Origin of the sequence: Candidatus Babela massiliensis, assembly GCF_000513475.1 — a bacterium.
In the GTDB taxonomy this organism is placed as follows: Bacteria; Babelota; Babeliae; order Babelales; family Babelaceae; genus Babela; species Babela massiliensis.
The window spans coordinates 94,582-118,207 of sequence record NC_023003.1 but is presented as its reverse complement, the minus strand read 5'-3'; the positions used below and the strand labels follow the sequence as shown (position 1 = coordinate 118,207).

Sequence of the window (23,626 nt, the reverse complement as noted above, 5' to 3'; positions counted from 1 at the left end):
CCGATTTTCTTCTACTGTTTACCATTCTATTCTAACAAAATAAAAAACAAATTCAAGCTAAAAAATAGTTACTTTAAAGTTAAATATTGTTTTTGCTATTATATTAAAATTATGATTTTAAGTATAAGGAGATTATATGTTTAATATGCTAATTCATTATTTCTATCCTAAAATGAATAAAGAAGATGTTAAGAAATTTAGCCTTTTAGCTCTAATTTTTATGTTAATTATTGGAGCATATTGGGCATTAAGGGTATTAAAGGATACTATATTTTTTAAAGTAGCTTTTCCTGAAAGTTTAGGATGGGCTTTTAATCAAGGTACACTTTTTCAACCTATTGCAAAAACTCTTTCTCCTTTTGTTGTACTAGTATTAGTTCTAATTTATTCAAAGTTAATTGATATATTTAAAAAGCATCAACTTTTTTACATAATATGCTCTTTCTATGCCGTAATATTTGCTTTATTAACAATTATTTTATTTATTAATGATCATTATGGAGCTCAAATTCTAGGAAAAGAAATACTTGCTTTTGCAGGTTGGGCAAGTTATTTTGCTGTAGAAAGTTTTGGGTCACTGGCATCTGCTTTATTTTGGTCTTTTACCAATAGTATTACTACTTCTGAATCAGCAAAGGAAGGGTTTCCTATTGTGATTTCTTTTGCTCAAATAGCAGCTATAGCTGGTGCCGGAATGCTATTTTTTTCTGATAAAATTGGATCTCTATGGCCAATATTACTTTGTGCAACGATACTTGTATCTTTGATAATTCCTATTGTACGATATTTTATGCAAGTAATACCTGCTCAAAATCTTGTAGGTAATAAAGAAGCTGCTAAAACTGAAAAAAAGAAGGAGGGATTTTTAGAAGGGTTTTTCTCTGGTATCTGGCTTTTATTAACAAGGCCTTACTTAATAGGAGTTTTAATAATATCTACAGCTTATGAGGCTATTGCTCAAATAATAGAATATCAAATGAAAAATCAGGCAAGTTGCAATGAAGCTTATTGTTCTGTTTTAGGATTTGCTAGATTCCAATCTATTTATGGTATGAGCATCAATGCTGTATCATTTTTGATAGCTTTTTTAGGGACAAGTAAGATTTTACAAAAGTATGGAACCCGTATTGCTCTTCTTATATATCCAATATCATTTTTTATAGCTCTAAGCCTAATGTTAATATATTACCTATTACTAGGTTCTTCCAATCCAAGTTCTCTTTTATGGTTAACGTTTGCAATTATGGTTATAGTAAAAGGTATGGGTTATGCAGTTAATAATCCAACCAAAGAAATAATGTATATACCGACCAGTAAAGATGCTAAATTTAAATCAAAAGGTTGGATAGATACTTTTGGTAGTCGGTTTGCCAAATTAGCAGGAGCTCAAGTAACTAATACTTTTAAGTACAGTGTATCCGATCTAATGCTTTATGGAACATTATTTGGATTTGGACTTAATTTTATTTGGTTTTTTGCAGCTTTATATGTAGGAAAGAAAAATACTCAACTTTTAAAGGAAGGCAAAATAATAGAATAATAATATCACTGTTAAGGTTATGAAAAATGTTACATAGATTATTTTATTTTATATGCCTTATAAATTTCTTTCAAATTACATATTCTCAAGAAGTATGCAGTTTGAAAGAAATTACTAGTGTATATTTTGCCAAACATGCTCTAAATGTATGCAACAAAAATTTAAATGAGGGTATAGATTACGCATTTAATGCTATGGAATCTGATTTGCTAGAAAAAAATATACCAGAAGAAATGATATATAAATTAATTTATTATGCAATGTTTAGCAATTTACAAAATTCGGGTATTTTTTTAAATAAAATTGTACAAGAGTATAAACTAAATAAATCTTCAATAATATATAATAAAATATGTAAGGAGATTAAATTTTCCATATTAAAAAAACTAATTGTCAAAGAAGTTGAAGAAGAAGATGAAACATTAGATATAGTAATTTTTTTAATAAAAAGTGACAAAGATTTGGAATTTTATAATGAACTGACAAATTATTTTAGCAAACATATAGCTGATTTTAAATCTGCTTATGAAACTTTTCAACATTTGTCTCAAAATGCCTATTATACACAAGATATCAAAGAATATAATAAAATTCTTAGTAATATAAATAAAATTAAAAAAAAGATTAAACTATTTCAAGATATAATTGCAGTAATCATAGGAGAATTAACTCCAATATTTGAAAATATAGAAGCAATTGATCAAAATAACATAGATATTCACGAAGATACAAAAAACAAAGGTATATTGCTTATCGAATTATTTAACAAAAATGATAAATTATCAGCTTTGAATTTAATAAGAAGTGACTATTATTTAGATATAGATAAAATACTTGAATATATCTATGGAGTATATTTTATAAAAAATTTTGATGAAGACAAAATATTTGCTTTTATGCACTTCTTATTTGAAAAAGATGAGTTTAACGAGAATATACACAATATTTTTATCAAACTTAATAATTATTATAGTCAATCAAATAAAATTATTTATATAGATCAACTATTACTATATCATGCAAATCCTAAAACTAAAATGCTTGCAAAATTAAGAAATCATATTCTTGACTATAAAGTCGATAAAATATTTTATAAAATCAAAAATAAAGATATAGAGGATTATATAGAAGTAGAGAGTGAATTAATACTATGTTATAAGAATCTAGGCATAGAATTCTTATATGATTTATTACATTATTTAACAGAATATGTTTATAAATATACCAGCACTTATGCAGTCGAAAGATTAGATAACTTACAAAGATTAAAAAAAATCTTTCAGAATATCTTAAAAAAAGAAATTGAAAATTTAAATTTTTTAATTCCACTTAATATTATAATTGATGAAATGATAGAAGAATTGGAAAAAATATTAGATTTTGAAAGAAAACGTATAGTGAGTCTTTAATAATTTATAGGAGAGTTTGATGAGCAAAAATAGAGCGGTTGTATATGTTAAGCCCGGCCAGGTAGAAGTAAAAGATATTGGATATCCTAAGATGGAAATCAAAGGTAAAAGTATTGAACACGGAGTTATCTTAAAAGTAGTATTAAGTGGAATTTGTGGAAGTGATTTGCATATGTATCATGGTCGAGCTGCAGTTCCAGCAGGGACAAGTTTTGGTCATGAAATTACTGGACAAGTAATTGAACTTGGTAAAGATGTTGAGTTTCTAAAAGAAGGAGATTTGGTTTCTGTACCATTTAATGTGGCCTGCGGTCGTTGTAGAAATTGTAAAGAACAAAAAGTTAATGTTTGTCTGACTACTAATAAAACCGGTTATGGAGCTGCTTACGGTTATGCAAATATGGGTGATTGGCAAGGGGGACAAGCTGAATATATTATGGTTCCCTATGCTGATTTTAATTTACTTAAACTTCCAGAACAAATTTTATCTTCTGATAAAATAAAAGATTTAGCTTTAATAACCGATGTATTTCCAACAGGATTTCATGCTGCTTATAATGCATGTGTTGAAGTAGGGTCTAAAGTATATATAGCAGGAGCAGGTCCAGTGGGACTGGCTTGTGCTCTTTCATGTAAAATATTAGGTGCTGCTAAAATTATTGTTGGCGATGTCAATAAAGAGCGTTTAAAACTTGCAAAAGTAAATGGTTATGACACAGTAGATTTGACTTTTTTATCAAACGAGCAAGATTTGAAAAGAGAAGTTGAGAAGATTTTAGATAAATCTGAAGTAGATGTTGCAATCGATTGTGTTGGTTTTGAAGCTGTTGGTTATGGCAATAAGATGCATGAAAATGATCCTACCGTCGTAATTGACTCTATAATAGAGCTCGCTCGAGCTGGCGGGTTTATAAGTATCCCTGGAGTTTATGTCAATGAAGATGCAGGTGCTCGCAATGAAGAAGAGAAAAGAGGTATTTATAAATTAAAGTTTGGAGACTGCTGGGCAAAAGCTCTTAGTGTAAGTATGGGACAAACTCCGGTTATGAAATACCATAGAAAGCTCATGGAGACTATATTAAATGAAAAATGTGAGATTGCTAAGGAACTCAATGTAAAGATAATTTCTTTAGATGAAGCTCCTGAAGCTTACAAAAAATTTGATAAAGGAGAGCCAGTTAAATATTTTATCGATCCTCATGGTTTAATTTCTTAATAAAATTTAATTTAAAAGCAATTGTAATATTCACTTCCTTTTTAGTGGAGATAATAAATGGATATTAATCTATGTCCTTTGCCCTATCCGTTATGGACTCTTAAGCTTAAGACGTTCCCTTCTCTTTCAGGATCTATAAAAACTAATGTAGTCATAGTAGGTGGAGGAATGACTGGATTAAGCGCAGCGCAAGCTTTTCTTAATAAAGGTTTGTCCGTGGTAATTGTTGAAAAAAATTACTGTGGAGCAGGAGCAAGTGGAATAAATTCTGGTTTTATAACACCTGACTCAGAGCTTTCTTTAACAGATTTGACAGCTATATATGGCCAAGAAGCAGCTTCTCAATTATGGAAATTTTCGCTTTCCGGAGTCAATCTAATAAAAAGTAATATAGAAGATTTTTCTATCAGTTGTGATTATCAAGAACAAGATACATTAGTATTAGCCAATAATAAAAAAAGGTTTGATATTAGAATAAAAGAAGAATTTGAAAATAGAGTTAAACTTGGATATGATACAGTATTATACAACGACAAAAATTTATCACTTGCTGTAAAATCTGAAAAATATCAAGGAGGAGTATCTTATGGAGGCTCTTTTGGTATTCAGCCATTTGATTATTGTCAGGCAATGAAAGAAAATCTATCAAATCAAGGTGTTTTGATATTTGAAGATAGTCCGGTCATTAAAGTAAATTCTAAAGGTGTATCTACTCAATTTGGTTCGGTTTCTGCTGATTATATAGTATTAGCTTTAGATAAATTTATGCCTAACTTGTCAAATCTAAATCATCAAGTTTACCATGCTCAAACTTTTTTACTTGTTTCTAAGGTCTTAGATGAAGAACAAATAAAATCTATTTTTCCAAATAAACGTTACATGGTTTGGGATACTGATTTAATATATCAGTATTATAGAATAACTGGTGAAAATAGATTATTGCTAGGAGGATCAAGTTTCTTATATAATTATTCTAAAAATAGAAGCTTTGATAACAAGATAGTATTTAATAAATTAACTAAGTACTTTAAGAATAAATTTCCTCATACCAATATAGAATATGAATATATGTGGCCTGGAATGATAGGATTGAGTAAAGATATTATGCCCATAGGAGGGCCTGATAAACATAATTCTAACATATATTATGCAGGTACAGCTTCTGGATTACCATGGTCTGCTGCTCTAGGTATGTATATTGCTGATCATGCAATAAATCATAGAACTGAATTAGATGCTTACTTTTCACCTTATAGGAAATTCTTTATAGGTAATACAATGCAAAGCTTTTTAGGAACTAAACTATCTTTTGCAATATCAAATTTTTTAAGAGAAAAAAGGATATTTTAGTGATAGGAATAGCAGTAGCATATTTAAGCTATCCATTGCTTTGCAAGTAATAATAAAAAAAGGTCTGGGTAAAATCCTAGACCTTCTTAATTTTTATTTAGATCCTGCTTTTATTAACATCTCAACTATTTCTTTATGACCTTTTTTAGATGTTATCATTAAAGCTGTTTCACCATTGTTATTTTTAGCATTAAGATCGGCGCCTGCTTGGAGTAATATTTCAACTATTTCTTTACGTCCTTCTATAGATGCCATCATTAAAGCTGTAAATCCATATGCAGTTTTAGCATTAATATCAGCACCTGCTTGGAATAATATTTCAACTATTTCTTTACGTCCTTTTTCAGATGCCAACATTAAAGCTGTATTACCATATGTAGTTTTAGCATTAACGTTAGCGCCCGTTTTTATTAACAACTCAACTATTTCTTTATGACCATTTCCAGATCCGAACATTAAAGCTGTATAACCATTGTTATCTTTAGCATTAACATCAGCGCCTGCTTGAAGTAATATTTTTACTATATCTTTATGACCTCCTATAGATGCCAATATTAAAACTGTCAATCCCGCACCATCCCTAGTATCAAGATCAGCGTCTGATTTTATTAATATTTGAACTATCTCTTTATAACCTTTTTTAGATGCTATCATTAAAGCTGTATAGCAATAGTCATTTTTAGTATTACCATCAGCGCCTGCTAATATTAATTTAACTGCTACTTTGAAATCTTCTTTAGATGTTTCTCGTTCTTTTAATATATTAAATAAATTTTTATTAAGGTCTTCAGTTGATAAACCTTTATATTGTTCTATAGATTGATGTTTTAAATTTTCAAAGAGTTCATCGAAACGTTTTAATTTTAAATCTTTTACTAATTGATTTAAGTAATTTTTTAAAGATGGTGATTTTAAAGCAGCATTCAATACATTTTTAAATTGTTGAGACACAAGAGCTATACTTTGTAAATTAATTTTCTCTGGTTCTTGAAATATATTATTCCACTTATTAATAGTCTCTTTGACTGGTTGTATTACAGTTTCATTGATAATGGCTGTCATAAGTTCTGCAGGTAGACTTAATAATTGAGAATCTTGTTCAATTTCCATATAATCTTGATTTTCCATTGAGACAATATTATTATTCATAAATAGAATTGATAATAATATTATATATACATGTTTCATTTTATTCATTTTTTATCCTAAATTGTTCGATTTAAAAAATTAATTATTTTAATATTATACACTAATTGAAAAATAAAATCCACATCTCCAGAATTACTTCATAAAATAAATATGTCATAAATATTAATGACATTTCTGAATTTTAATTTATAGTATTTTGATCTTCTACATAAAGGATGCTTTATTTATATAATCTTAAGAAACAATCCTGGCATAACCAAGGTTTAATCCTTTTTGCTTGATGTTCTTCTTTAGATTGATTTCTTAAGACCTCATTCAATAAATCTTTGAACAAAGTTTATTTCTTGTAAATTAATTTTAGGTTCATGTTTTATCTTTAAATTCTTTTATACAACTTTTTTTAAATTACTATTACAGTTTGATATAATAATTGTTTATAATAATAATAAAATAGTTAATATTTATAAATTAAAGATAAGGGATTAATAAGATCATGAATAAGAAAGTTATATCCTTGTTAATAAGTATATCTTTAAATATTTATTCGCAATCTGAATTAGAACAAAAGCCGAATAAAGAGACCCTGCTTATTAATACTTTACCTCCTGAGTTAAAGCTACATATAGCTGAAAAATTTTTGCAATCTATTGTTAAAGAGAATGTAGTTTTTAATCCATTTCGTGGTGTTAAAGAGGGATTTAAAAGTTTAATATCAATAGATAAAGGATTTTTTAATTTAAGAGATGAAATAAAAAATGATATAAACAAATTTATTAGAAAATATTTTGCCTCAGATTTTATCAATTTATCTAAAGAAGAGCTGAATAATAAGCTTAAGAATATTTTAGAAGGAGATTATAGTGAATTAAAAGAGAGAGAGGCGGCTAAATTAATAATAGCAGGTGCTGATCCTAACATAATGATAAACTTTAAAAATAAAACTATACCAGCTTTTGTTAAACTGTTAAAAGAGCCTTCATGGAATCAACTTCCTTATTTATTATTAGACTTTAAAGTTGATCTTGATTACCAAGATAAGGAAAATAATAATATTTTAATGCTTGCCATTAAAAATAATAAAAATGTAGCAGAAGAACTAATAAAAATTCATATTAATAATATAAATGAAATAAATTATGATCAAAAGTCTGCTTTAATGATTGCTATAGAAAAAAATAATGAATCAATAGTTGACCTATTGTTAACTCAAAAAGCACAAGTCAATATTATAGATTTAAGGATGGAAACTCCTTTAATTAAAGCAATAGAAGTAGGCAATAGGCACATGGTAGAATCTCTTATCAGTCATGGTGCTGATATTAATACTGCCGGCAAATGGGGAAGAACGCCTTTAATGTATGCTATTTTAAAAGGTAATTTAGACATAATAAAATCACTTATAAGACATAAAGCAGAGATAAACGCCAAAGATCAATTTGGAGATACTGTATGGTCTTTAAATTCAAATACAAGAGATCCTAGAACGAGAAGGAGAATATTAGAACTCCTTAAAGATATAGATAATAGAAGTACTTGTTTAGTATCTTAAACTGAATAAAAATGGAGAAAATAAAGATTATGAAAAAAATACTTATTATATTAAAAACATTATGTTTAATCAATATATTTAATGGTAATGTAATAGAATGCAATCTAAATCTTAATGGTAATAACTTCTTAGAATTGCCTATGGAAATTAAACTTAAGATTATAAAATCCAAAATAGAAGATATTATAAAACATAATCATTTATTCCATCCATTAAATGGTATAAATGAATTCTTAAGGGAAATGTCATTAACTAGTAAGGATCTAAACGTCATAATTACACAAGATAAAGTAAGGTTGAAGCAAGAGGCCAGTGAATATGCAAAGGAATGGTTTGCTAATGAAGAATCAAAATTGACGCAAAAGCAACTTGATGAAAAATTAAAAAACATACTTGAGGATAATTATAATCAAGAAAAAGAAAAAGAAGCTGCTAAATTGATAATAGCAGGAGCTAATCCTAACATGATTATTAACGTCAAAATATTAGAAAAACTTACACGTATACCACTACTGATCTTTATAGCACAAACGGGAAAATTTGTTAATTTAATTAATGTATTATTAGATTTTAAAGCTAATATTAATATTAAAGATATTAATGGAAAAACTCCCTTAAGACTTGCAATAGCTATGAACAAAGAGGATATTGCAAAATTGCTTATCAATAGAGGAGCAGATGTTAATGCTACAGATATATTCCAAGAAAGTATAATACAAGCTGCTTTATCACGTAATAACTATAATATAATAAAGTTGCTTATTGACAAAGGAGCAGATGTTTTTGTTAAAGATCGATATAATAAAACTACACTTATGTTAGCAGCTATACATGGCAATGAAAATATAGCAAGAATTTTGATTGAAAACGGAGTTGATATTAATGCTAAAGATAAATGGGGAAAAACAGCAAGATCTCTTGCATTAGATTATAAAAATATGAATATAGTTAAATTGATCGATTCAGTCGCAAAACTTAATAAGAAAAACTCTAAAATTTAATTCCTATTTATCTAGATAAACCTTTATGCTCTCGAGCTTTTAAATATTTAAGTTCATCAATGAGAATCTATGCTCAAAAAAAGACCTAAATGTAAATTTAGGTCTTGATAGATTTAATATAATTTTTAATTTTAATGCTTAAGAAAATAAAGCAACTATATGATTAATTTTCTAAAGATTGTAGTATTTCTACTATATCTTTATGACCTTCTTTAGATGCCCACATTAAAGCTGTATAGCCATCATTGTTTTTAGCCTCAATATTGGTACCTGCTTTTATTAATATCTCTACTATTTCTTTATAACCATAAATAGATGCGAATATTAAAGCTGTATCGTCCTCATTGTTTTTAGTATCAACATTGGTACCTGCTTGGAGTAATATTTCTACTATTTCTTTATGTCCTTTTTCAGATGCAAGCATTAAAGCTGTATAGCCGCAATATTTACTTTTAGCATCAACATCAGCACCTGCTTTGATTAACAACTCAACTATCTCTTTATAACCATTTTTAGATGCCCACATTAAAGCTGTATAGCCATCATTGTTTTTAGCATCAACATTGGTACCTGCTTTTATTAACATTTCTACTATCTCTTTATGACCATTGCTAGACGACTCTATTAAAGCTGTATAGCCGTAGTAATTTTTAGTATTAACATCAGCACCTGCTTTTATTAATATCTCTACTATTTCTTTATAACCATAAATAGATGCCAACATTAAAGCTGTATTGTCTTCATTGTTTTTAGTATCAACATCAGCACCTGCAAGTATTAATTTAACTGCTACTTTGAAATCTTCTTTAGATATTGTTTCTTTATTTAATATATTAAATAAATTTTTATTAAGATCTTCAGTTGATAAATCTCTATATTCTTCAATAGATTGATGTTTTAAATCTTCAAAGAGTTCATCAAAATGTTTTGATTTTAAATCATTTATGTAATTTTTTAAAGATGGTGATTTTAAAGCAACATTCAACACATCTTTAAATTGTTGAGATGCAAGAGCTGTGTCTTGTAAATTGATTTTCTTTGGTTGTTGAAAGATATCATTCCACTCATTAATAGTTTCTTTAACTTGTTGTATTACAGTTTCATTGATAATAGCTGTCATAAGTTCTGCAGGTAGACTTAATAATTGAGTCTCTTGTTCACTTGCAATATAATCTTGATTTTCCATGGAGATTATATTATTCATAAATAGAATAGATAACAATATTATATATACATGTTTTATTTTATTCATTTTATCCTTTAATAATTTATTTTAAATAATTAATATTTTTAAATATTATACACTAATTGAAATAAAGTTCAAATGCTACAGATGTTTCTAAAAAAAATTAGTATAGTACTAGTAGATGTTTTTTGGCATATTATCAGAAGTAATCTAAATAACTTTATAAGTAAAGTTAATAAGCTTCAAATAGAATATCAAGCTGAATAGATTTAGTATTAAGTTAAAAAGAAGTAGTTTAAACTACTTCTTTTTACTAAAAAGCTTTTTTATAAACTACGATAATATACAAGAATAAGAAACCAACCTTTTGTTATTATTTAACATTTCTACTACTTCTTTATGACCATTTATAGATGCCCGCATTAAAGCTGTACTGCCATATTGATTTTTAGCATCTGATTTTATTAACATTCTTTTATTAATATTTTTACTATATCTTTATGACCATTTTTAGATGCCTCTATTAAAGCTGTATTGCCATATATAGTTTTAGCATTAACGTTAGCACCTGCTTTTATTAGCATTTCTACTATATCTTTATGGCCATTTCTAGATGACCATATTAAAGCTGTAAATCCATATATAGTTTTAGCATTAACATCAGCACCTGCATTGATTAATATTTCTAATACATCTTTATAACCATTTTTAGATGCCCACATTAAAGCTGTATTGCCATCATTAGCTGTAGCATTAACGTTAGCGCCTGTTTTTATTAACATCTCAACTATATCTTTATAATCCTTTTTAGATGCCTCCATTAAAGCTGTATTGCCACTATTATCTGTAGTATTAACATTAGCACCTGCTAATATTAATTGCATTACTACTTTGAAACCTTCTTTAGATATCGCTGCTTTATTTAATATCTTAGTTAAAGCTTGATTGAGTTTATCTTTAGGTAAGCCTTTATATTGTTCAATAGATTGATGTCTTAAATCTTCAAAGAGCTCGTCAAAACGTTTTGATTTTAAATCTTTTACTAATTGATTTAAGTAATTTTTTAAAGATGGTAATTTTAAAGCAACATTCAATACATCTTTAAATTGTAGAGATACAAGAGCTATATTTTGTAAATTAATTTTAGGGTCCTGAAATATATCATTCCACTCATTAATAGTTTCTTTGAGTTGTTGTACTACAGTTTCATTGACAATATTTGTCATAAGTTCTGCAGGTAGACTTAATAATTGCGACTCTTGTTCAGTTGCAATATAATTTGGTTTACCCATGGAGACAAAATTATTATTTATAAATAGAACTGATAATAATATTATATATAGATGTTTTATTTTATTCATTTTTTTATCCTTATAATTTATATTTAATATAGTATTTTTTAATAATTATATACTAATAGTAATAAAAAGCCAATGATAAAATAATATAAATAATAATTAAAATATTTCCAAATGTATATTCCAAAATATATAAATAAAATATTTACACTCTTATAGTATATAGTATATTTATATTATAATTATGTATCATCTCAATTCTCAATTATGGATTAATATGAAAAATACGAAAATTTTTAGATTATCTTTATTACTATCTCTTTGCATAGCAACTTTTTGCATAAATTCTTGTCAAAAGGACTTACAAGATCTACCTGATGAGTTAAAATTACACATTCTTGCTCAAAATTTGAAAACAACAATATTGAATAATGATATTTTTAATCCATTTAAAGATATTAAAATTTATTTAAATTTAATATTTAAAATAAATAGAACATTTAGAACTTTAATTCCTGATTTAATATCAAAATCTAAAAAGATAGCTATAGAACATTTTACTCAAGATATAGATATTAAGGATGAAGATGATTTAAAGAACCAATTACTTGATATATTATCTTTTGATTTATCAAAAGATAAAGAGGAGTTGAAAGATCAAGAACTAAAGGCTGCTAAATTGATAATTTTAGCTTTAAAGTTAAATTTGAAGATTAATAATGAACATATTATATTCTATTTAATACGGAAAAATAAGGATAATTATAATCTTATAAATCTTTTAAAAGTTATATTAATTTATAGCACTAATATTGAAACTATAAATAATAAAGGGCAACACCCTTTAATTATGGCTGTTCATAAAGGACAAAAGGAGACCATAGAATTATTATTGAACTATGGTGTAGATATTAATTTACAGGATAAACAAGGCAATAATTCTTTGATCATTTTGTTGAAGAATGTATTTTTAGATAAGAACTTAGTAAAAGAAATAGCTGAAATATTTATCAAAAATGGTATAAACGTTAATTTAAAAAATAACTTGGGAGAAAATGCTTTAACAATAGCATGTAAAAGAGGACTGTTGGAAATAGTAAAATTGCTAATTAATAATAATGCAGATATGTATAGCCTTGATCCATGGGGAACTTCTCCATTGGGAAGTGCCATTAAACATAATAGGATTGATGTGGCAAAATTTCTCATCGCTCATAATAAGAAATCTTTAAAAGACTCTGACTATTTACATATTGCTGTTGAAAACGATAGAAAAGACATGGTAGAATTATTACTAGATTCTACTGATATAAATATTAATTCACACTATAATAACCGTAGCGCTCTAATAACAGCTTGCCAAAATGATTTCTACAATCTTGCTCAATTTTTATGCGAAAAAGGAGCAAATGTAAATGATAGAATCTATGGTTTTGGTTTTGATACACTATTAATGATAGTTGTTAATGCTGGCAATTACCGTATGGTTAAACTACTTATTGATTTTCATGTAAGTATTAATGATCAAAATTTGCATGGAGATACTGCTTTAATTGAAGCAACAAGAATAGGAAATTACAATATAATTAAGTTATTGTTAGATTCTGGTGCTAATACTAGAATAAAGAATAATGAAAAATTGACAGCAGAGTTGATAGCCAGGGAATATTCGGATGATAATCATAAAAAAATTGCTCAATTGTTAAAGGATAATGCAAGCTGGATTTGTTTATTATCTTAAAAACTAATTTATACTTGACTTACTTACATAGTTTTATGTCATAATCATTATGAATAAAGCATAATAGCATTAATTATAAGAGTCTATGACAAAAATTAGATATTTATCACTATTTTTTTTAAGTATAATTTTTAATTTTACTTTTTATACTCTTAATTCTATGAAAAAAGATAAAAATTTAAGTAAATTAGTAAATGAATTAGAAATTAGTCTTTATAAATCAGTAGAGTTAAAAGTAAAAAATAGTAATATATTTTATGCCATTAAAGATGCAAAAGATTTTCTTAATAAAAAAGAAAGTGATAAAAATTTACAATTATTAAAGAATATGTTTCTTGAATTAAACTTACCCCAAGAAATAGCTAAAGTTCATTTTGCTCCTGAAGAATCTAAGTTAGAAAGAGAAGAATTAGATATGCATCTAAGATGTATTTTGTTAAATTTCTATATAAATGCTAATGAAGATATAGAAAAAAAAGTAGCAAAGTTAATAATAGCAAAGGCTAATCCTAATTTGCGTATGATAGTAAATCAGGAGATTATAACTCCATTAATATTAATTGCTAAGACTAATAAATTTATGAACTTAATAAATTTGTTAATAGATTATGGTGCAGATATAAATTTTGTAAATAACCTTAAATATAGTGCTCTGAAATATGCTATTCAATTTGGAAATGAATATATAGCAAGAATTTTTGTACTACGAGGAGCAAAATTTAATAACATATACTTTAATCAACAGAAAGACTCTCCTCTAATTTACTCTATAAAAATAAATGCTAAAGATCTTGTACATTTATTTATTGAACATAATATCGATATAGATTATCAAAATTCTTATGGGTGGACAGCTTTGATGCATGCTGTTTACTATAATAATATAGAATTAGCATATTTATTAATTAAACATAAAGCAGATATAAATATTCAAGATAAAGAAGGAGATAGTGCGATCTTTTGGGCTTTACGTAATATCAATATTGAGATGCTTAAAATTTTAATTAAGCATAATGCTAAAACTAATGCTGTAAATAAGTTAAATTATACTCCATTGATGCTTGCTTGTTTAATGAACGATAGTGAGATAATCAAATTACTACTTCGGTATCCAAATAACATTAATCTTCAGAATTTACATGGAGAAACAGCCTTAATGTTTGCTTGTAGAAATTGTAATAAAAGTATAGTTCAAATGTTATTAAATTTAGGTGCTAACATTTATTTTAAAGATAATTTTGAAAATACGGCTTTATCTTTTGCTCAAAATCGTGGATGTAATGATATAGTTGAGATTATTCTTAATCAAGTTACAAAAACTAACTAATATATAAACAATTTAAAATCAAGAAAATATAAAAAATTATAAAGAAATGTATAAGTTTAATCTTATTATCACTATACTATAAATCTGATATTGATTCAATTTTATAAAGATGAACTGTTAGTATTTAAGCAAGCAATTAAAAATTACATTAGCAGCTATAATAATATTTTTACTTTTAAAGACGACTTTAATAAATTGCCTTGTGAATTAAATAATTTGCGATTGATCTCAAAAGCAGTCAGCAACTTATACAATAAAAATCAGGAAAGTCTGCTTTAGATAAAGCTAAGGCTTCGAGACTTAAAAACATTAGAATTAATTGATAAGTATTCGGGTGGTTAGTATTTTAAATTTAGAATAAAAATAATAGACAAAAAATAAAGTTCTTTGTTTGAAAAATAAGAGTCATAATTTTAAGATTTAAGATCCTTTTTAATATAAATTAATATTTTAAGATTAAATTAAATTTTGTTATCTTTAAATATTAATATATTTTAAAAGCAACAATATTTTTATATCTGAGATATTTTTTAATATATTTAAATATTTATATCATAATATTGATTATTGTAAAAGCAATAAAAATTTAATTTTTACTTAACAGGTATCAATGAAAAAATACCAGTATATATAAATATACTGGTATAAAAAGCTTAAACGTCAAAATCGCGTACTTTAAGTTTCCACATTATAGGATGTCCATCCGGATGGAATATTAATGGCTTTGATCTAGCAATAATGCCTTCCATTTGATAAGGCTGCTGGGACACGATGCTCTTTGGTTTAGATTTAACAAAATTAATTACTTCCTCTTTAGTCATTACTCCTAACTCTGGAGCTGAAGGTATTTGAAGTTTAGTTGCAAGTTTTTCAATAGCATCTCTTTCTAACCACACTTGGCCTACTTTTGCATCAAAGAGTATGAAACCTGCTTCTTTTTTATAAAAGGGTCCTGCAGCTTGTATATTACCGCCGAATCCTTCGCCATATAGTGTTATATGGTCTTGATTAGCAAATGCTGATTGCATAAGTTCAAGAGTAAAATGTGAACGAAGATATTCCTCAAGAATAGGCGGAAGTTTTGAATCATCACTTTTACCTTTAAATGTAATCTGATTACTAATTGGATCATAATTTATGCGAACATTAGTGCCGTCAATTTTTTCACTGATACTCCAATGGACTATATTTTCAAACTCTTTTTCAGAGTAAGAACCTTCTATAATTTTACCCCTATGCGGACCATTAAGATGGCGCTTCCATAAGGTTTGTATTTTGGGATATTGCATTTATTGCCCCTATGATAGATATATAATTGAATTATATTTTATTGTCCTTATCAAGGACATATATTTAAAATATTAGAATATTATACATTAAAATTTATTTTTATGCTATATTATTTAGCTGAGTGATACATCTGGTATTTGATAACGAGGTTTAAATTTATAGTTGTACTTGAAAGTTTTAAATTACTTAAGATTAATTTTTGATTTTCTCCATATAACCTAATCTTTTGGTTTAAATGTTTATAGGTCTTTTTCTTTGTCTCAAATTTATAGAGTTTAAGTAAATTGATTTTTATTTTCAATTAGTATATAATTTATTTAAAAATATTAATTATTTAAAATAAATTATTAAAGGATAAAATGAATAAAATAAAACATCTATATATAATATTGTTATCAATTCTATTTATGAATAATATAATCTCAATGGAAAATCAAGATTATATGGTAACTGAACAAGAGTCTCAATTATTAAGTCTACCTGCAGAACTTATGATAGCTATTATCAATGAAACTGTGATACAACAAGTTAAAGAAACTATTAATAAGTGGAATGATATATTTCAACAACCAAAGAAAATCAATTTACAAGAAATAGCTCTTGTATCTCAACAATTTAAAGATGTATTGAATGTTGCTTCAAAATCACCATCTTTAAAAAATTATTTAAATCAATTAATAAAAGAGTTAAAATCAAAACGTTTTGATGAACTCTTTGAAAATTTAAAAATTAAATCTATTGAAGAATATAAAGTCCAAGGTTTATCAACTGAAGATCTCAATAGAGCCTTTATTAATATATTAAATAAAGATCCTAAATCTAAAGAATATTTCAAAGTAACAGTTAAATTAATATTAGCAGGTGTTGATGTTAATTCTAAAAGTCAATATGGTGGCAATACAGCTTTAATGAAGGCTTCTTATGGGGGATATAAAGAGGTAGTAGAAATATTAATAAAATCAGGCGCTAGTATTAATACTAAAAATAACAATGGCTTTACAGCTTTAATGCGGGCATCTATAAATGATCATAAAGATATAGTTCAAATATTAATAGATAAAGGTGCTAGTATTAATACTAAAAATGAATACGGCTTTACGGCTTTAATGCTTGCATCTAGCAATGGACATAAAGATATAGTAGAGCTATTAATAGATAAAGGTGCTGATATTGATGCTAAAAGTACGTTTAATAATGATACAGCTTTAATGGTAGCATCTAAAAAAGGTCATAAAGATATAGTAAAAATATTAATAAATGAAGGTGCTAATGTTAATTCTAAAGATTATGAAGGCAATACAGCTTTAATGATAGCATCTGAAAAAGGTTATAAAGATATAGTTGAGATATTAAAAGAAGCAGGATCTAAATAAAAATTAAGAAGACCTAGGAAATAAAAGTTGAGTCTTTAAAAGACATTAATATTAAAGTAAAGAAACAAAATATATCAAATATAATAAAAATATTATATTTAAAAGAATTATGAATATAAAAGCAAGAAATTAAAGATTAATGAAAATATATGAAAAATTAATAAAAATGTTCTTAAATTTAGAAATAAGAAAGATAATTTTTGTGCTAAATTTTTTATTTTTTTACAAAAAAAAGCAAATTTCTTGAAATTGTGTAGTCTTAACCTTGTGATGTCTGTAATGAGTAGATTACAGACATGAAGAGGTCGATACTAAAAAATAGTAAATGACTTACATTATTCACACCCTTTTTCCTTGCTCTGAAAATATTGTCTTAAGCGGAAATAAAGTGCAGTAACAGTATTTTTAACTGCTGGTAATTTTGTTCAAACTGCCAGAATTATTTTACCTTTTAAGAATAGATTAATTTTACTAGATACAATTGAGACTGATGGAACTACCTATACTAACTATAAAAACAGATGTAGATATTCACATAATGGAAGCCCTTTTGCAACAAATGCATGGCTAGAGCCTAATCAGACTACTGGCGGACAGGTTGCTGATGGAGCAGGATTTATAGACGCTACAACAGAAGAAGAGATTATTAGTGCTGAATTCATCAAAGATAGATTAATTGTCTATTTTGAGCGATCCACATGGGAATTAGCATATACTGGAAATGAAGTACTTCCATTCGTTTGGCAGAAATTAAATACAGAGCTGGGATCGCAATCTACATTCTCTACAGTTCCATTTGATACTAATATATTAACTATTGGAAATACTGGTGTACACGCTTGTAATGGTTCAAACGTTCAACGTATCGATAGCAAGATACCTAATATTATATTTGATTTTAAAGTAGAAAATGATGAACAAGCAAGAACATGTGGCATAAGAGATTATCAACAGGAAACTGTTTATTGGTCTTATATGAATAATAGTACTACAAATACTCAGAACTTTCCTAATCAAGTTCTTGTATATAATTATCAAAATGGTTCTTGGGCAATAAATGATGATTGTTTTACTGTTTTTGGTTATTTTGAGCAGCAACTTGATAGTGTATGGGCAACTAGTAATATTACTTGGCAGGAAGCAAATTTTACTTGGATAAGTGGCTTAAGAGAAGCACAACAAAGAGTAATATTAGCAGGCACGCCCAATGGTTTTGTGGTTACACTTGATCCCAATATAACAAGAAATGCTCCATCTATGGCAGTTATTAATATGACAATACCTAGCGCTACTTTGGGAGTAGGTTATGTTGATTTAAATGTTATTAATCACAATTTAAATGTGTCAGATTATGTTGCATTAGAAAATGCAGTGGGCCTATCAGCAAATAATACTATATATCAAGTTTATGCAGTTACAGATGCTAATAATATTATCTTAAAAGCTCCTGATATATCTGGATCATATTTAGGTGGAGGAACTTTAGCGCGAGTATCTAATATAAGAATTAGAAGCAAGCAGTGGAATCCATATGTTAATCAATCAAGAAATGTTTATTTAGCTAAGATAGATTTTGGTGTAGAAAAAACAAGTGATGGTCAAGTAACGGTAGATTACTCTCCTTCTTCAACTAATATATCTATGATCGGTGAAGGTATAGCTACAAATTCTATTCTTGGTAATAATATTTTAGAAACTTCTCCATATAATCCAAGATATTATCCTTTAGAGCAATATCAAGAAAGGTTATGGCACACTATATATTTTCAGACTTATGGTGAATGCATTCAGATATATATTTATATGAGTAATGATCAGATCTCTAATATGGCTAGTGCTTGGTCTCCATTTATTTTAGAAGGTATTTTATTACATACACAAGCTACAGATTCGAGGTTGCAATAATGGCGTCATCATCACAATTTGGTGCTTATGTACCTACTACGAATATCTGGGATCCTAGTATTATTTATGCTAGTAATTTATCACCAGAATTAAAAGAAATACTAGTGCGTATGTACCAAAATCTTAATCTTATGTCTAACGTTATTAACGTTAAAGAAACTGCGCAGTATACTAATGAATTTGAGATGATTACAAGTCAACAATGGTTTCCCAACCCCAACTTAAATTCTTTAAGTTCTACCACGCCAACCCAAAGACCTGTTTACAGAAAGGTTATTAACTTTGGGGCTTTACCCAACACTACAACCATATCTGTTGCACATGGTATCACTTGTACAAGCGCTACAACATTTACAAAGATATATGCTACTGCGTCAGATACTACAGGACTTAATTATATACCTATACCTTATGCATCTGTTTCTGGAGCCACTAATATAGAGATAAGCATTGATAATACTAACGTTAATATTACTACTATATCAAATAGATCTAGTTTTAATGTTTGTTATGTTATTTTAGAATATATACAAAGTTAATGAGGAGAAAATCATGGCTAGAAAAGTACCATTTAGAAGAAAATCTACAAAACCTAAAAAAAGATATACCGAAAGAGATAGAAGAGAAGTTGCAAAGCAATTAGATGAACTATCTCGTGGTGAACTTACTAAAAATAAGAACGGTGGCGAAAAAATAACCAGTAAAAAAGCCGCAGTAGCTAAAGGGCTTAATATCAGTGACAGCAAAAAGAAGAAAAAAGAAAAAGAATAGGGATTATTATGGCACTTTCAGATATATTGGGCGGAACTCCCGCTAGAACACAACAATTTCAACGCTTAACTCAACCACAGCAGCAATTACAGAATCAATCAATACAACAGATATTATCTTTATTGCAGAATCCTAGAACCGGAGCTGATCAAGGATTTGCGCCTATAGAACAACAAGCTCGTAATCAGTTTACTACACAAACTGTACCTAGTCTTGCAGAAAGATTTACAGCTATGGGAGGAGGACAAAATTCCTCTGCTTTTCAAGGAGCTTTAGGCAATGCTGCTTCCGGACTAGAACAGGGATTAGCTGGATTGAGAAGTCAGTATGGAATACAACAACAAAACATGAATCAAAATACATTAAGTAGTTTGCTTGGACTAGCTACCCAACCATCCTTTGAGAATGTATATTTTCCTAGACAACCTGGATTCTTAGAATCTACTGGAAGTGGATTAAGTCAGGGACTAGGAACTATTTTGCCATTATTATTAGGTGGAGCAACTGGATCTACTGGAGGAGGTTTAATGGCTCTATTAAAATTATTTGGAGGAAGTTAAAATGCCACAAGTTATTAATGAAACCTCATTAGGAGGTAATATAGGAGCTGGATTAGGATCTGGACTAAGCCAGGGATTACAAGCCTTGGTGCAGAATCTTATTACCAATAAACAGCAACAACAGCAAATGCAACAAAGACAGCAAGGTCTACAGGCTTTATTTCCCCACTTAAATTCCCAGCAAGCTCAATCTTTAGGCGGTCTTGACGCAAGTACACTTAATCAACTTTTAAAGCAGCAGCATCAAGAACAAGCTGGACAACGACAGATGCAGAATACGGCGTCAGGATTACAAGCATTAGGAATATCTCCACAAGATGCTTCACAGCTACAAGGACTTCCTGAATCTTTACAATCTGTTGTGCTTAAAAATTATCTTGGATCTGCTGGAAATACAGGATTAGATCAAGTATTATCTGCTATTAGAGGAGAACCTGTTGCTCAACAAGGTACACCTTTAAGTGAAGCATCAGGAAATGCGCCATTAGAAAATATACCACAAGTACAACCTATGAAATCTTTGCAAGAAGTATTGAAAAATCCTAGAATAACTCCAGATCAAAGATTAAAAATAGAAAAAATGATTCAGCAACGTGAGCAATTTGAAAAAAAAGAATCTACAAGAGAGCGTGCTGAAGCTATTAGAGAGCGTAGAGAGGCTTTTAAAGATACTAAAGCTGAGCGTAAAGAGATTTTGGATAGAGTTAAAGCAGCAAGAGAACAATTGCATGACTTAGGAAGAATGGAAGAATTAGATAAAAGCGGAAAATTAAATAGTCCAGGTTATTTAGAATTTCTTTCAAATATTGGTATGGATATTTCTAATTTAAAAAGCCCAGAATCGCAAGAATTTCAGAAAATAGCAGCAAACTTTTTAAGAGATGCAAAGACTTATTTTGGCGGTAGAGTTTCTAACTATGAAATAGAACAATTTCTGCAAACTATTCCAAATTTAAGTCAATCACCTCAGGGTCGCGCAAGAGTAATAGCAAATTTAAAAAGATTAAGTAATATAGCTTTATCATATAACGAAGCATTAAAAGATGTTATGAATTCTAATAAAGGTATCCCTCCCTTAGATTTAATAGAACAAGTTGATGCTAGAATGGAAAAAAAATTAGACAAAATCTCGGAAAAATTCAGAGAAGATTTAGCAAAACCTACTCCTCCTGGTCAAGATCCATGGGTTACAGCTGCACTTGCGGGGAGTGGAAAATTGATAGGTAATTTTGGAGCTCCATTACTGGGTGCTGGTGCTGGATGGTTAGCTGGCGGGCCAGTGGGAGCAGGCATTGGAGCTTTAGGTGTAGGTGGTAAAGATATACTGAAAGACTTACTTAGAAAATAGATTTTTTCTGATAATTGTTGTTATAACATAAGTAATTATACCTAATACAATTATCCAATAAGATAAATTAATTATTTTTGCTAAAATTAACCATCCTATGGTTTGTAATATTTGTATAGAATCTAGGCTCAGTGAATTTAAAAACTCTGAGCCCAAATATAAAGCTATAGCTGCATATATCACTACACTCAAAATAATATATTGTTTTTTAGTCATAAAACCATAATATTTTTTTTCTGTTTCCATTTGTCCCCCTAAATGAATGTGATTATATTAATTAGTATAATACCTAAAATACGCTAGCACAAAAGCCTAGGGGGTTTACTTCTTTATCTTTATAACTATTATTTAGTCACTAGTCTAAAGTTGGTTAAATTTTTAAGTATTAATTCATTTGAGTCTGTAATAATCTAATATTTAAAGGGGTCGATAAATTAGACCCCTCTTACCTAAGCTGGTGCAACATTACCTTTAGGTGAAGCAAATAGGGTTCTACAAATAGCTATAAAATCACCTACTTTTAGAAAATATTATGGAAGTTATATAAGTAGTGCTCTTTCAGGTAATGTTAAGCAAGCACAAACTGCTGTAAGAAATTTAGATAAAGTAATTACTTATGAAGAAAATAAACAGAGGGATTAATCCCTCTGTTTATTATTTAATTTAGATTCTAATACTATAATTCTATTTTCCAATTCTTCTATAGCATATTCAAGATCATCTTTATCACTAATTAATTTTTCTTGTTTGTCATCTAAATCTTTAATAGTAACATTAATACTCCACAAGCTTAATAAATAGAACCAATGTCTTGCTATATGGTTACATATCTTATTAATTGTATTACTATCATAATTATATAAAAATATAAGAATAGCTATTGCTATTAGAGAATATTCCACCCAAACATGATATTTTTTTTTCATTTGTCCCCCTAAATGAATTTGATTGTACTAATTAGTATAATACTTAAAATATACTAGCACAAAAGCCTAGGAGGGTGCTTCTTTATCTTTCACATGTTGTCTTTATAATTATTATTACAACAACAACATCGAAGTTCTCTAATAATCCATCTTAGTATAAAAAATATCCATACTGGTGGGAAAAGAAGACAGTATATAGCTTTGACAAGCTGCCACAAAATATGAAATATAGTGGCCAGAGCTATCTTGATATATGTTATAATATTATTTATCATAATAAATTTTTCTTAATGATCTTTATACCTATCCAGGTAACACTAGATACAAAAATTAATAATCTTATTTGATCTAATAAAGGATCTGCTTTATAGATTATTGGATTATTAGTATCAATTAAAAGTATTAATCCCCAAACTATTAACGATAAAGCTGCTAAGATATTAATAAAACTTTGCAAAGCTTTGTTATTTATAAAATCAAAATATTTCTTATACACTTTTATTATCCTATTATTACTTACCAATGTTATTTTTTATAATTAAAGTAATAATGTATATAAATACACTTACATATATTACATAATAAAAGGTAGTAACTAAATTAGGTAAAAAATTAATAATACTTTTTTTAAAGTAATACATTGGAATTGTATCTAAAGTTAAGGCAAATACCCCAACTTTAATCGTA

General features: G+C 27.7%; 22 protein-coding genes. 14 read left to right on the top strand and 8 right to left on the bottom strand.

Annotated elements, in window-relative coordinates:
* Nucleotides 1-136 precede the first annotated feature (136 nt).
* From BABL1_RS00550 to BABL1_RS00535, 4 genes are read left to right on the top strand one after another with little or no spacing between them, the layout of a single operon-like run.
* Nucleotides 137-1,540 (top strand): NTP/NDP exchange transporter, encoded by a 1,404-nt coding sequence (locus BABL1_RS00550; protein ID WP_023791084.1) that lies wholly within the window; start codon nt 137-139, stop codon nt 1,538-1,540.
* Between the two features lie 26 nt (nt 1,541-1,566).
* Nucleotides 1,567-2,949, top strand: a complete 1,383-nt coding sequence (locus BABL1_RS00545) for a hypothetical protein (protein ID WP_023791082.1) — start codon at nt 1,567-1,569, stop codon at nt 2,947-2,949.
* A gap of 19 nt (nt 2,950-2,968) precedes the next feature.
* The gene (locus BABL1_RS00540; protein WP_023791080.1) at nt 2,969-4,165 is read left to right on the top strand and encodes an alcohol dehydrogenase catalytic domain-containing protein; all 1,197 of its coding nucleotides are present in this window, start codon (nt 2,969-2,971) and stop codon (nt 4,163-4,165) included.
* A gap of 57 nt (nt 4,166-4,222) precedes the next feature.
* Nucleotides 4,223-5,515, top strand: a complete 1,293-nt coding sequence (locus tag BABL1_RS00535) for an NAD(P)/FAD-dependent oxidoreductase (RefSeq protein ID WP_023791078.1) — start codon at nt 4,223-4,225, stop codon at nt 5,513-5,515.
* Between the two features lie 93 nt (nt 5,516-5,608).
* On the opposite strand, the gene BABL1_RS05135 is transcribed toward BABL1_RS00535, so the two are convergent.
* Nucleotides 5,609-6,712 (bottom strand): ankyrin repeat domain-containing protein, encoded by a 1,104-nt coding sequence (locus tag BABL1_RS05135; RefSeq protein WP_023791076.1) that lies wholly within the window; start codon nt 6,710-6,712, stop codon nt 5,609-5,611.
* 445 nt (nt 6,713-7,157) lie between these two features.
* Here BABL1_RS05135 and BABL1_RS00525 point away from each other — a divergent pair, with 445 nt between their 5' ends.
* Both BABL1_RS00525 and BABL1_RS05130 read left to right on the top strand, forming a co-directional pair.
* Nucleotides 7,158-8,213 (top strand): ankyrin repeat domain-containing protein, encoded by a 1,056-nt coding sequence (locus tag BABL1_RS00525; RefSeq protein ID WP_023791074.1) that lies wholly within the window; start codon nt 7,158-7,160, stop codon nt 8,211-8,213.
* A 29-nt stretch (nt 8,214-8,242) separates the two neighbouring features.
* Nucleotides 8,243-9,214, top strand: a complete 972-nt coding sequence (locus BABL1_RS05130) for an ankyrin repeat domain-containing protein (RefSeq protein ID WP_023791072.1) — start codon at nt 8,243-8,245, stop codon at nt 9,212-9,214.
* A 163-nt stretch (nt 9,215-9,377) separates the two neighbouring features.
* Here the strand turns inward: BABL1_RS05130 and BABL1_RS05125 are convergent, their stop codons facing one another.
* From BABL1_RS05125 to BABL1_RS05120, 3 genes are all read right to left on the bottom strand, one after another.
* Nucleotides 9,378-10,466, bottom strand: coding sequence for an ankyrin repeat domain-containing protein (locus tag BABL1_RS05125; protein ID WP_023791070.1), 1,089 nt, complete (start codon nt 10,464-10,466; stop codon nt 9,378-9,380).
* Between the two features lie 267 nt (nt 10,467-10,733).
* Nucleotides 10,734-10,871 carry an ankyrin repeat domain-containing protein gene (locus BABL1_RS05415; RefSeq protein ID WP_023791066.1) on the bottom strand — a complete coding sequence of 46 codons (138 nt, stop codon included), beginning with the start codon at nt 10,869-10,871 and terminating at the stop codon, nt 10,734-10,736.
* The gene (locus BABL1_RS05120) at nt 10,865-11,761 is read right to left on the bottom strand and encodes an ankyrin repeat domain-containing protein (protein WP_023791064.1); all 897 of its coding nucleotides are present in this window, start codon (nt 11,759-11,761) and stop codon (nt 10,865-10,867) included. Before BABL1_RS05120 ends, BABL1_RS05415 begins: the two co-directional genes overlap by 7 nt.
* Before the next feature lie 214 nt (nt 11,762-11,975).
* On the opposite strand from BABL1_RS05120, the gene BABL1_RS00505 reads away from it, so the two are divergent.
* Both BABL1_RS00505 and BABL1_RS00500 read left to right on the top strand, forming a co-directional pair.
* Entirely contained in the window at nt 11,976-13,439 is a 1,464-nt protein-coding gene (locus tag BABL1_RS00505) for an ankyrin repeat domain-containing protein (protein WP_023791062.1), read from the top strand.
* 160 nt (nt 13,440-13,599) lie between these two features.
* Nucleotides 13,600-14,766 (top strand): ankyrin repeat domain-containing protein, encoded by a 1,167-nt coding sequence (locus BABL1_RS00500; RefSeq protein ID WP_171814715.1) that lies wholly within the window; start codon nt 13,600-13,602, stop codon nt 14,764-14,766.
* Nucleotides 14,767-15,419: 653 nt separating this feature from the next.
* Here the strand turns inward: BABL1_RS00500 and BABL1_RS00495 are convergent.
* On the bottom strand, nt 15,420-16,055 hold the full coding sequence (locus tag BABL1_RS00495) for an RNA ligase family protein (protein ID WP_023791058.1): 636 nt from the start codon (nt 16,053-16,055) through the stop codon (nt 15,420-15,422).
* Between the two features lie 360 nt (nt 16,056-16,415).
* On the opposite strand from BABL1_RS00495, the gene BABL1_RS05115 reads away from it, so the two are divergent.
* The 6 genes from BABL1_RS05115 (at nt 16,416) to BABL1_RS00465 (ending at nt 22,013) form a co-directional block, all read left to right on the top strand.
* Nucleotides 16,416-17,429, top strand: a complete 1,014-nt coding sequence (locus tag BABL1_RS05115; protein WP_023791056.1) for an ankyrin repeat domain-containing protein — start codon at nt 16,416-16,418, stop codon at nt 17,427-17,429.
* 975 nt (nt 17,430-18,404) lie between these two features.
* On the top strand, nt 18,405-19,334 hold the full coding sequence (locus BABL1_RS00485) for a hypothetical protein (protein ID WP_023791054.1): 930 nt from the start codon (nt 18,405-18,407) through the stop codon (nt 19,332-19,334).
* Entirely contained in the window at nt 19,334-19,873 is a 540-nt protein-coding gene (locus BABL1_RS00480; RefSeq protein ID WP_023791052.1) for a hypothetical protein, read from the top strand. The genes BABL1_RS00485 and BABL1_RS00480 overlap by 1 nt, the downstream gene beginning before the upstream one ends.
* Before the next feature lie 13 nt (nt 19,874-19,886).
* Nucleotides 19,887-20,105: a hypothetical protein gene (locus BABL1_RS00475; RefSeq protein WP_023791050.1), complete on the top strand. Its 219-nt coding sequence runs from the start codon at nt 19,887-19,889 to the stop codon at nt 20,103-20,105.
* A gap of 8 nt (nt 20,106-20,113) precedes the next feature.
* A complete protein-coding gene (locus tag BABL1_RS00470; RefSeq protein WP_023791048.1) occupies nt 20,114-20,665 on the top strand; it encodes a hypothetical protein in 552 nt (183 codons plus the stop codon).
* A gap of 1 nt (nt 20,666) precedes the next feature.
* Complete coding sequence (locus BABL1_RS00465) at nt 20,667-22,013, top strand: hypothetical protein (RefSeq protein ID WP_023791046.1); 1,347 nt, start codon at nt 20,667-20,669, stop codon at nt 22,011-22,013.
* Here the strand turns inward: BABL1_RS00465 and BABL1_RS00460 are convergent.
* The 3 genes from BABL1_RS00460 to BABL1_RS00450 form a co-directional block, all read right to left on the bottom strand.
* On the bottom strand, nt 21,999-22,259 hold the full coding sequence (locus BABL1_RS00460) for a hypothetical protein (protein WP_023791044.1): 261 nt from the start codon (nt 22,257-22,259) through the stop codon (nt 21,999-22,001). The genes BABL1_RS00465 and BABL1_RS00460 overlap by 15 nt on opposite strands.
* A gap of 392 nt (nt 22,260-22,651) precedes the next feature.
* Nucleotides 22,652-22,939, bottom strand: a complete 288-nt coding sequence (locus BABL1_RS00455; protein ID WP_023791042.1) for a hypothetical protein — start codon at nt 22,937-22,939, stop codon at nt 22,652-22,654.
* A gap of 271 nt (nt 22,940-23,210) precedes the next feature.
* Entirely contained in the window at nt 23,211-23,435 is a 225-nt protein-coding gene (locus BABL1_RS00450) for a hypothetical protein (RefSeq protein WP_023791040.1), read from the bottom strand.
* Between the last annotated feature and the right edge of the window lie 191 nt (nt 23,436-23,626).

Bases quoted from the DNA above. Each gene is read 5' to 3' on its own strand.
- BABL1_RS00550 (WP_023791084.1), top strand. From the start codon at position 137: ATGTTTAATATGCTAATTCATTATTTCTATCCTAAAATGAATAAAGAA.
- BABL1_RS00545 (WP_023791082.1), top strand. From the start codon at position 1,567: ATGTTACATAGATTATTTTATTTTATATGCCTTATAAATTTCTTTCAA.
- BABL1_RS00540 (WP_023791080.1), top strand. From the start codon at position 2,969: ATGAGCAAAAATAGAGCGGTTGTATATGTTAAGCCCGGCCAGGTAGAA.
- BABL1_RS00535 (WP_023791078.1), top strand. From the start codon at position 4,223: ATGGATATTAATCTATGTCCTTTGCCCTATCCGTTATGGACTCTTAAG.
- BABL1_RS05135 (WP_023791076.1), bottom strand. From the start codon at position 6,712: ATGAATAAAATGAAACATGTATATATAATATTATTATCAATTCTATTT.
- BABL1_RS00525 (WP_023791074.1), top strand. From the start codon at position 7,158: ATGAATAAGAAAGTTATATCCTTGTTAATAAGTATATCTTTAAATATT.
- BABL1_RS05130 (WP_023791072.1), top strand. From the start codon at position 8,243: ATGAAAAAAATACTTATTATATTAAAAACATTATGTTTAATCAATATA.
- BABL1_RS05125 (WP_023791070.1), bottom strand. From the start codon at position 10,466: ATGAATAAAATAAAACATGTATATATAATATTGTTATCTATTCTATTT.
- BABL1_RS05415 (WP_023791066.1), bottom strand. From the start codon at position 10,871: ATGTTAATAAAATCAGATGCTAAAAATCAATATGGCAGTACAGCTTTA.
- BABL1_RS05120 (WP_023791064.1), bottom strand. From the start codon at position 11,761: ATGAATAAAATAAAACATCTATATATAATATTATTATCAGTTCTATTT.
- BABL1_RS00505 (WP_023791062.1), top strand. From the start codon at position 11,976: ATGAAAAATACGAAAATTTTTAGATTATCTTTATTACTATCTCTTTGC.
- BABL1_RS00500 (WP_171814715.1), top strand. From the start codon at position 13,600: ATGAAAAAAGATAAAAATTTAAGTAAATTAGTAAATGAATTAGAAATT.
- BABL1_RS00495 (WP_023791058.1), bottom strand. From the start codon at position 16,055: ATGCAATATCCCAAAATACAAACCTTATGGAAGCGCCATCTTAATGGT.
- BABL1_RS05115 (WP_023791056.1), top strand. From the start codon at position 16,416: ATGAATAAAATAAAACATCTATATATAATATTGTTATCAATTCTATTT.
- BABL1_RS00485 (WP_023791054.1), top strand. From the start codon at position 18,405: ATGAATAATAGTACTACAAATACTCAGAACTTTCCTAATCAAGTTCTT.
- BABL1_RS00480 (WP_023791052.1), top strand. From the start codon at position 19,334: ATGGCGTCATCATCACAATTTGGTGCTTATGTACCTACTACGAATATC.
- BABL1_RS00475 (WP_023791050.1), top strand. From the start codon at position 19,887: ATGGCTAGAAAAGTACCATTTAGAAGAAAATCTACAAAACCTAAAAAA.
- BABL1_RS00470 (WP_023791048.1), top strand. From the start codon at position 20,114: ATGGCACTTTCAGATATATTGGGCGGAACTCCCGCTAGAACACAACAA.
- BABL1_RS00465 (WP_023791046.1), top strand. From the start codon at position 20,667: ATGCCACAAGTTATTAATGAAACCTCATTAGGAGGTAATATAGGAGCT.
- BABL1_RS00460 (WP_023791044.1), bottom strand. From the start codon at position 22,259: ATGGAAACAGAAAAAAAATATTATGGTTTTATGACTAAAAAACAATAT.
- BABL1_RS00455 (WP_023791042.1), bottom strand. From the start codon at position 22,939: ATGAAAAAAAAATATCATGTTTGGGTGGAATATTCTCTAATAGCAATA.